Annotated in this window: 7 protein-coding genes, 1 tRNA gene and 2 rRNA genes (1 of these 10 only partly in view); 2 read left to right on the forward strand and 8 right to left on the reverse strand. The window is 63.5% G+C overall.

Annotation, left to right across the window (positions count from 1 at the left end):
- Positions 1-73 precede the first annotated feature (73 nt).
- Positions 74-1,546 carry a phospholipase D-like domain-containing protein gene (locus tag P1X14_RS05735; RefSeq protein WP_277314362.1) on the reverse strand — a complete coding sequence of 491 codons (1,473 nt, stop codon included), beginning with the start codon at positions 1,544-1,546 and terminating at the stop codon, positions 74-76.
- A gap of 99 nt (positions 1,547-1,645) precedes the next feature.
- On the reverse strand, positions 1,646-3,208 hold the full coding sequence (locus P1X14_RS05740) for an alpha-amylase family glycosyl hydrolase (protein WP_277314363.1): 1,563 nt from the start codon (positions 3,206-3,208) through the stop codon (positions 1,646-1,648).
- A gap of 93 nt (positions 3,209-3,301) precedes the next feature.
- Here P1X14_RS05740 and P1X14_RS05745 point away from each other — a divergent pair, with 93 nt between their 5' ends.
- A complete protein-coding gene (locus P1X14_RS05745) occupies positions 3,302-3,763 on the forward strand; it encodes a MarR family transcriptional regulator (protein ID WP_277314364.1) in 462 nt (153 codons plus the stop codon).
- Between the two features lie 14 nt (positions 3,764-3,777).
- Positions 3,778-4,182, forward strand: a complete 405-nt coding sequence (locus P1X14_RS05750; protein ID WP_277314365.1) for a hypothetical protein — start codon at positions 3,778-3,780, stop codon at positions 4,180-4,182.
- Here P1X14_RS05750 and P1X14_RS05755 read toward each other — a convergent pair.
- From P1X14_RS05755 to P1X14_RS05780, 6 genes are all read right to left on the reverse strand, one after another.
- Positions 4,179-5,420, reverse strand: a complete 1,242-nt coding sequence (locus P1X14_RS05755) for a threonine synthase (RefSeq protein ID WP_277314366.1) — start codon at positions 5,418-5,420, stop codon at positions 4,179-4,181. The genes P1X14_RS05750 and P1X14_RS05755 overlap by 4 nt on opposite strands.
- Positions 5,421-5,430: 10 nt before the next feature.
- On the reverse strand, positions 5,431-5,922 hold the full coding sequence (locus P1X14_RS05760; RefSeq protein WP_277314367.1) for a phage baseplate assembly protein V: 492 nt from the start codon (positions 5,920-5,922) through the stop codon (positions 5,431-5,433).
- Complete coding sequence (locus tag P1X14_RS05765) at positions 5,919-6,815, reverse strand: TauD/TfdA family dioxygenase (protein ID WP_277314368.1); 897 nt, start codon at positions 6,813-6,815, stop codon at positions 5,919-5,921. The genes P1X14_RS05760 and P1X14_RS05765 overlap by 4 nt, the downstream gene beginning before the upstream one ends.
- Before the next feature lie 127 nt (positions 6,816-6,942).
- Positions 6,943-7,019, reverse strand: a tRNA-Met gene (locus P1X14_RS05770).
- Positions 7,020-7,144: 125 nt separating this feature from the next.
- Positions 7,145-7,259, reverse strand: a 5S ribosomal RNA gene (rrf, locus tag P1X14_RS05775).
- Between the two features lie 137 nt (positions 7,260-7,396).
- Positions 7,397-8,852 (reverse strand): 23S ribosomal RNA (locus P1X14_RS05780); it runs 1,339 nt beyond the window's last position.

The following is an 8,852-nucleotide window of genomic DNA, read 5'->3' on the forward strand; positions in this document are numbered from 1 at the left end:
CGATCACCTCCACGGGGGACTGTGGGGCGGATGCTATATTATCGGCGGGCCGGGTTGAACCGGGGAGCCGCGCTTATTCCGAACGGCGCCACAGATGAAGCCGCCGGAACAGGCCACGCTCGTCCAGCGATTCGAACATCTCGTCCGGCCCCTCGGGATCGAGGATCTGGTTGTCCGCCAGCCATGCCTCGACCGCAGAGAGATCGGGCACCTCATAGGGAAGCAGGGTGCGGCGGCGATCCTTGGCGTTCTTGCGGCCGGTGAAACGCAGCCCCTCGATCGTTTCGATCAGCGACCCGGTTTTCGCGATTCTCCGCGCCACCGTCCCGGCATCGCAGCCCAGATGCTCTGCGATCAGCCCGTCGCGGACCGCCGCGATCGCGTCGCCGCAATCCGCATTGCCCTCGCCCCCGCAATCGATCGCGATGTCGCATTCGGTATCGAGCCGCATCGAACGATTGTTGAGGTTCGACGATCCGACCCGCAGGATCGCATCGTCGACGATCAGGACCTTCGCATGGACATAGATCGGCGTGCGATTGCGCGTGTAGGGGTGATAGACGCGCAAGCGCCCATGCGTGTCGCGGGCACGCAGTGCCTCGACCAGCTGGGCGCGTGCGGTATCCATCGCGACCGGCTCGAGCCAGCCCTGCGCGGCCTCCGGATTGATGATGACGATCTCGGGCCCGTCCGCCTCGTCCAGTCGGCGCGCAATGGCCTCGGCAATCCGGCGTGACGCGAAATACTGGCTCTCGGCATAGATCCAGCGCTTCGCCCGGGCGATCTGCTCCAGATAAAGCTGCTCGATCTCGGTCACTTCGCGCTGGTCGTCCATGCGCGGCGCGGTGCGCGCGATCATGACCTCCACCTCGGCGAACTGCACCGGCAGCGTGTCCGGCCAGCAATCATGCTTGGTGCGGATGCCGTTCAGCTTCTCGCCACAGGCGCGTTCCCAGCGATCGCGCGCGTGCTGGCCCAGCGCCGCGGCGGCGGGACCTTGCAGTGCGGTGCTGGCATCGTGCCAGGGTTCGGACGGCGTGCCGTCGGGCCGCTTGCGATCCGGATCGTCATCTTCATGGTCGCGCGTGTCCCAGCGGTCCGCGGTCATGTCGATCCCGCCGCAAAAGGCGAAGCTGTCGTCGATCACCACGATCTTCTGGTGATGCGAGGCGGCAGGCGGGTGATGGCCATCGAGCCGCACATGGATCCGCGGATGCATCGCCCATTTCGCGACGGTCAGGATCGTCTTGCCGCGGAACAGCGATTTCAGCGCGCCCAGATCCCAGCGCAGCAGATAGACGTCCAGCTCGGGATTCTGTTCGACCAGCCAGTAGATCAGGTCGCCGACGGTGATCGGCGCCGGGCCTGCGTCCGCAGCGTCGTCGCCGCGAACCAGCTCGATCCGCGCATCGAAATCCCATCCGATCAGCATGATCCGCTTGCGAGCCTTCAGCATCGCATCGCGGGCAAAGCGGAAATAATCCTCCGCATCGACGATGACGCTGGCCCGGTCGGCCCGCCCCTTGCGCCAATAGGATTTGCTCAAGATCGCTTCCCCGGGGAAGCCGCGTCGCGATGCTCTGCTGACTGGATCACGGCATGGCGTTACCGCCTGCCCCGGCCAATCGCCAGCGCGAAGATCGGCCTATCGCAGAACCACGCCCGAATAGCCCGGCAGTCGCGCCGGGTTCGCGCCATTCACGGTGGCGACGATCTCACCCGCGCCGTGCCATTCGATCGGATCGGGGCCGAGATTGAACGCGCACACCAGTCCCCCGCGTTCGAACACCAGCAGCGCTTCGTCCGCCCGCACCACCCGCATGCCGCCGGTCACCAGATCGGGCGTCGCCTTGCGGATCGCGATCAGGCGACGGGTCAGGTTCAGCAGCGAATGCGGGTCTCCATCCTGCCGGTCCACCGCCAGTGCCGGGTGATCGGGGCCGATCGGCAGCCACGGCTTGCCGGTGCTGAAGCCCGTAAGCGGCGCATCCGCCCGCCACGGCATCGGCGTCCGCGCGCCATCGCGGCCAAGGGTCAGCGGCCAGGTGGCGATGGCCTCGGGATCCTGAAGGTCCTCGAACGCAATCTCGACCTGGGTCAGCCCCAGTTCCTCGCCCTGATACAAAAACGGATTGCCGCGCAGGGTGAGCAGCAACAGCATCTTCATCCGCGCGAATGCGGCGCGATGCTCCGGGCCGATCCAGCGGGAGACGGCGCGCGGCGCATCATGGTTCTCGAACGCCCAGCTCGGCCATCCCTCGCCCGGCTCGCCCGGCCATTTGGCAGCGGCATCGCGCACCAGCGCCGGGGTCAGGCGGTCGGCATAGAGGAAGTTGAAGCCGTATGCGCTGCTCAGCCGGGTGTTGCCGCGGGTATATTCATGCATCTCGCGCTCAGGCGCGCGGCCAACCACTTCGGCCACTGTGAAGCGCTCGCCATAGCTGTCGATCAGCGCACGGAGCTTCTCGAAGAAGGCGGGCAGTTCGGGCTGGTTGCGGGTATAGGTCGGCAGTTGATAGTCTGAAGGCCGGGTGCGGATACGGCCGGTGTCGGGCGCCGGCGGATTGTCGCGCAGCGCCGCATCATGCACCGCGAAGTTGATCGCATCGAGGCGGAAGCCGTCCACGCCGCGATCCAGCCAGAAACGCGCCGTCTCCAGCGACGCCTCGATAACCTCCGGGTTGTGGAAGTTCAGATCGGGCTGTTCGACCAGGAAATTGTGGAGATAATATTGGCCGCGGCGCCCGTCCCATTGCCAAGCCGGGCCGCCGAACACCGATTGCCAGTTGTTGGGCGGGCTGCCGTCCTGCTTGGGATCGGCCCACACATACCAGTCGGCCCTGGCATTGGTCCGGCTCGCCCGGCTGGCGCGGAACCAGTCATGCTGGTCGCTGGTGTGCGAATAGACCTGATCGATGATGATCTTCAGGCCCAACTCGTGCGCACGGGCGATCAGCGCGTCGAAATCGGCGAGGCTGCCGAACAGCGGATCGACGTCGCGATAATCGCTCACGTCATAGCCGAAATCCTTCATCGGCGAGGTGAAGAAAGGCGATAGCCACACCGCATCCACGCCCAGCGACGCGACATGATCCAGATGCGCGGTGATGCCCGTCAGGTCGCCGATCCCGTCGCCGTTCGAGTCCGCGAAGCTGCGCGGATAGATCTGATAGACGACGGCGCCCCGCCACCATTCATGCTCGCTCATGGGGTCGAGGATAGGAGGGAATGGCGCGGCGGCCTAGCCACATGCGCAATCTGGTTGACTAGGAAACTTTCCGCCTATAGTTTCCTAGTCAACATGAGCGATCGCCCGCCTTTGCCGCCACTCACTGCGCATCTCGGATACTGGCTGCGCCATGTATCGAACCATGTCTCGCACGGCTTTGCCCGCAAACTTGAGGGACGGGGCGTCACCGTCGCGGAATGGGTCTTTCTTCGCACGCTATACGATGCCGATTCGATCGGCCCCAGTCGCCTCGCCGAGCGATTGGGCATGACGCGCGGAGCGATCAGCAAGCTGGCGGTGCGGCTGATCGACAAGAAGCTGGTTGCGCGGGCGGAGAGCGAGGAGGACGAGCGGGCGCATCTCCTCTCGCTTACCGATGCCGGGTTGGCGCTGGTTCCCGCGCTCGCCGCGCTTGCCGATGCGAATGATGCCGAGTGGTTCAGCGCGCTATCCGCCGAGGATCGCGCCACGATCGAGCGGCTCATGCGCCAACTCGTGGGCACGCACGGCCTGTCGGCGACGCCCGTCAACTGAACCGGGGATATTGCATGAATGCCGCAAACCAGGCGCTGGCGCGCCGCTGCCTTGCGGGCGCGGAGACCGACACGATCAGCTTTCCGGAGGCAGTCGGCTTGCTCGCCGCTGCCGGGTTCGACGGCTATCTGATCGACTATCGCCGCGGCACCGCGACCTATTATCACGGGAGCGGCGAGACGCTGGACCTGCCAGCCCATGTCAGCCCGGTGGCGATCGCGGCGGCCTTCGACGTCGAGACGATCCGGGCCGCAATCCGCGACGCGCAGATGCTGGTCGCGGGCTATACGTATCCGGGCTTCTGCGACCGGGTGCGGGCAGCCGGGTGCGCCGGATACCTGGTTTCGATCCCGGGCCGCCGTGCCATGTATTTCGGACGCACCGCCGAAACCCATGTCGAGCTGTTCCCGGGCAGCTAGAGGATCGCGAAGTCTATCGGCCCATCCTTGTCGAGCGTCTTCGACTGATCGGGCATCGGGTATTTCAGCCCTGTCGCGCAGTTGAACAGCAGCGCGCGGTCATCCGGCGAGATCAGCCCCTTGCTCAACGCCTCCCGCCACGCGGCTAGCGTCGCCCCGCCCTCGGGGCAGAGCAGCAGGCCGTCCTTGCGCGCGGCATCGTCGACGGCCTGCGTGATCGCTTCGTCGCTCACCGCCATGGCGAAACCGTTCGAGGCGCGGACGGCGTCGAGGATCAGGAAATCGCCAACCGCCTGCGGCACGCGGATGCCCATCGCGATGGTATGCGCACCTTCCCAACGGGTCGCGTGCCGCTCGCCGGCCTCCCAGGCGCGGACCATCGGCGCGCAGCCCTCGGCCTGCACCGCGACCATCTTCGGCCGCTTGGCCCCGATCCAGCCCAGCGCCTCCATCTCGTCGAACGCCTTCCACATGCCGATCAGCCCGGTGCCGCCGCCGGTGGGATAGAAGATCACGTCGGGCAATTCCCAGCCGAACTGTTCGGCCAGTTCGAGCCCCATCGTCTTCTTGCCTTCGATCCTATATGGTTCCTTCAAGGTAGACAGATCAAACCATCCGCGTTCCCTGGCACCCTGCCCGACCAGCTTGCCGCAATCGTCGATGAAGCCGTTGACACGGTAAACCCGCGCCCCCTGCGCCGCGATCTCGCGGACGTTGATCTCGGGCGTATCGGCCGGACAGAAGATGACGGATTCGATCCCCACCCGGCTGGCATAGGCCGCCGCGGCGGCCCCGGCATTGCCGTTGGTCGGCATCGCGATGGTGGTGACACCCAGCTCCTTCGCCATCGCAATCGCCATGACGAGGCCCCGCGCCTTGAACGATCCGGTGGGCAGCCGCCCCTCGTCCTTGACCCACAGATTGCTCGCCCCCGCCTCGCGAGCGACAGCGGGAAGCTCGATGATCGGGGTGGAGATCTCACCAAGGCTGACGATATTCTCCGTCCGCCGTACCGGCAGCAGCTCACGATACCGCCACAGATCCGCGGGCCGGCCGGCCAGATCCGTCTTGGTGAGTGCTGCACCGGCTCCGTCGAGATCATAGCGAACCAGCAATGGCCGCCCGACCTTCGAAAGCCCGTGCAGCCGGTCGGCCTCATAGCGCTCCCCGGTCATCGAGCATTCGAGATGGGTGACGAAGGTCGGCCGCTCGGCGGTCAGATTGTCATTGTGAAGCATGTTGAAGGGCTTAGTCCGGCAGCGCGCCGGGTACCAGCTTCCCGCTCTCGTCCAGGGTATAGACGATGTCGCCGACGGCGATGCTGAAGCCTTCGTTGGTGGCGGTCAGCATCACGTCTGTCACGACTGCCGGCCCGGTCACGCTGAACGTGAACCCGCCCTCGACCGGCGCATCGCTCAGCCGGAGTTCGCAGGCGTCGGTGCGGATCATCCGGTTCTCGGGCAGTTCGGCGCCGGCCGGCCGCTCGCCTTCCCGCCAATAGCAGCCCGCCCATATCGGATAGTCGAGATCGCCACCCTCGAACTCCACCCACACACCCGCGCCGATCGGCGGCGTCATGCAGAAACCGACCTGATATCCGGCATAAGGCACGCACGGCATCGCCCAACTGCTCATCACCTCGCCCAGCACCTGCGGGACCGACACCTGCAACCGGCCGAGCATCATCGGATCGAGATTGTCGACGACGATACCGCGATACTTGCCCAAGAACTGCTTCATCGCGTGACCACATCGCCCGATACGGTCACCCGTTCGAGCACGCGATCCTGCGGCCAATAATCGCCAACCGCGTAATGCTGGGTGGAGCGATTGTCCCAGATGCCGATCGCGTTGGGCGTCCAGCGGAAGCGGACCTGATATTCGGGCACCTTGATCCGGTCGAACAGCAAGCGGAGCAGCTGGTCGCTCTCCGCCTCGGGAATGTCGAGGATGCGACTGGTGAAGGTGTGATTGACGTAGAGGATCTTCTCGCCGGTCTCGGGGTGGGTACGGACGACGGGATGGCGGACCGCCGGGAAGTCGCGCGCCAGTTGCGCGCGGCGCTCCTCGGTAACCCGCCCGCCAAAGCTGCGGACGATATCATGCTCGGCGTCTAGATCGGCGATGCGGTCCTTCACTGCCTGGGGCAGCCCGCGATACGCCGCGGCGGTATCCGCCCACATCGTATCGCCGCCCTGGGCCGGCATCAGCCGCATCCGCAGGATCGATGCGATCGACGGCCGTTCGCGAAAGGTCACGTCGGTGTGCCATTTGTTGAATGCCTTGAACGGCTCGATCGTCTCCGCGGTCGGCGTCACGCCCTCGACCCCGCGGATGATCAGGATGTGCGGATGCCCGTCGACGTGCGGGATGACCGGATGCCCCTCCAGCTCGCCGAACATGCGGCCGAGGCGGAGATGGCTCTCATGGCTGATGTCCTGATCGCGGAAGAAGATCACCTTCCGGCTCAGCCAGGCATCGCGGATGATCTCGGCCTCGCTGTCGCTGAGCGGTGCATCGAGATCCACGCCGGAAATCTCCGCACCGATCGTCGGCGTCGACGGCGTGATGGTGATCCCGCGCCTCGCGGCGCGATCGGACAGGTCGGATTCGGGAAACAGCGCAGTCGCCATGTCAGCTCTCCTTGCTCCCGCGGCCCGGTCAGGCCGGGGATGGTGCGCCCGCGTGCGGAGAGTGTCGGACAGCGGGGCCCAAAACGCAAGAAGGCCGCCAACCCGAGGGTCGACGGCCTATTTGTCTTGGTTGCGGGAGTAGGATTTGAACCTACGACCTTCAGGTTATGAGCCTGACGAGCTACCGGGCTGCTCCATCCCGCGGCAATTTCGTTGCCCTCAGGCGGCCGATCGGCCTTTCGCAGACTACCGGCTTTCGGAGGTGTCTCTGACGTTGTGAATGGGTTCTTCCGAGGAAACTTCATCTCTCAGCGCACACCGGCTGCAATGCCTGGCGACGACCTACTCTTCCATCGCTTGAGCGATAGTACCATCGGCGCAGTCTGGTTTCACGGCCGAGTTCGGGATGGGATCGGGTGGGGCACAGACGCTATAGCCACCAAGCAATGAAGCCGGTGTAGCTGAGAAATTGGGTTTCAAATCGATACCGTGCACTTTGGTATTCGTAATACGGGCTGCGATGATCATCCATCATCAGATGACAGCTGGTTTTACCCAGGGCTGACATTGATGGTGGGACTCTCAAGCGCGAATAGGACAATTAGTATCGGTTAGCTCCACGCGTTACCGCGCTTCCACATCCGATCTATCAAGGTGATGGTCTTTCACCGTCCTAAGAAATCTTATCTCGAGGGAGGCTTCCCGCTTAGATGCTTTCAGCGGTTATCCCGTCCATACATAGCTACCCTGCTGCGCCGTTGGCACGACGACAGGTACACCAGAGGTATGTTCAACCCGGTCCTCTCGTACTAGGGTCAACTCCTCTCAAATTTCGACGCCCACGGCAGATAGGGACCAAACTGTCTCGCGACGTTCTGAACCCAGCTCACGTACCACTTTAATTGGCGAACAGCCAAACCCTTGGGACCTGCTCCAGCCCCAGGATGTGATGAGCCGACATCGAGGTGCCAAACAACCCCGTCGATATGAGCTCTTGGGGGTTATCAGCCTGTTATCCCCGGCGTACCTTTTATCCGTTGAGCGATGGCCCTTCCACGAGGGACCACCGGATCACTATGACCGACTTTCGTCTCTGCTCGACTTGTCAGTCTCGCAGTCAGGCTGGCTTATGCCATTGCACTCTAACAGCCGGTTTCCAACCGGCCTGAGCCAACCTTCGCGCGCCTCCGTTACTCTTTAGGAGGCGACCGCCCCAGTCAAACTACCCGCCACAGAGGGTCCCTGAACCAGTTTCATGGTTCGAGGTTAGACATCAGAAAACAACAGGGTGGTATTTCACATTGTGGCTCCACATCGGCTGGCGCCAATGCTTCAAAGCCTCCCACCTATTCTACACAGTTCCTTCCTAATGCCACTCTGAAGCTGCAGTAAAGGTGCACGGGGTCTTTCCGTCTAACCGCGGGTACTCCGCATCTTCACGGAGAATTCAATTTCGCTGAGCATGTCCTGGAGACAGTGGGGAAGTCGTTACGCCATTCGTGCAGGTCGGAACTTACCCGACAAGGAATTTCGCTACCTTAGGACCGTTATAGTTACGGCCGCCGTTTACCTGGGCTTCATTTCGGAGCTTGCACCCCTCCACTTAACCTTCAGGCACCGGGCAGGCGTCAGGCCCTATACGTCGTCTTGAAGCCGACTTAGCAGAGCCCTGTGTTTTTGCTAAACAGTCGCTACCCCCTGGCCTGTGCCCCCAACAAGAGCTTGCGCTTATGCTGGGCCTCCTTCTTCCGAAGGTACGGAGGCAATTTGCCGAGTTCCTTCAGGACACTTCTCTCAAGCGCCTTGGTATACTCTACCTGACCACCTGTGTCGGTTTCGGGTACGGTCTATACGGTGGGGCTATTTCCTGGGACTTCTTCGAAGCACGTCCAATCCGTTAAGGACGTACAACACACGAAATCCGTCACACACCACCAGGCCCACGAATATTAACGTGGTTCCCATCGACTACCCCCTTCGGGCTCGTCTTAGGGGCCGGCTCACCCTGCGCGGATTAGCCTTGCGCAGGAACCCTTG

The organism is Sphingomonas sp. AOB5 (assembly GCF_029433115.1).
Classification (GTDB): Bacteria; Pseudomonadota; Alphaproteobacteria; order Sphingomonadales; family Sphingomonadaceae; genus Sphingomonas.

Bases quoted from the DNA above. Each gene is read 5' to 3' on its own strand.
- P1X14_RS05765 (WP_277314368.1), bottom strand. From the start codon at position 6,815: ATGGCGACTGCGCTGTTTCCCGAATCCGACCTGTCCGATCGCGCCGCG.
- P1X14_RS05740 (WP_277314363.1), bottom strand. From the start codon at position 3,208: ATGAGCGAGCATGAATGGTGGCGGGGCGCCGTCGTCTATCAGATCTAT.
- P1X14_RS05745 (WP_277314364.1), top strand. From the start codon at position 3,302: ATGAGCGATCGCCCGCCTTTGCCGCCACTCACTGCGCATCTCGGATAC.
- P1X14_RS05760 (WP_277314367.1), bottom strand. From the start codon at position 5,922: ATGAAGCAGTTCTTGGGCAAGTATCGCGGTATCGTCGTCGACAATCTC.
- P1X14_RS05755 (WP_277314366.1), bottom strand. From the start codon at position 5,420: ATGCTTCACAATGACAATCTGACCGCCGAGCGGCCGACCTTCGTCACC.
- P1X14_RS05750 (WP_277314365.1), top strand. From the start codon at position 3,778: ATGAATGCCGCAAACCAGGCGCTGGCGCGCCGCTGCCTTGCGGGCGCG.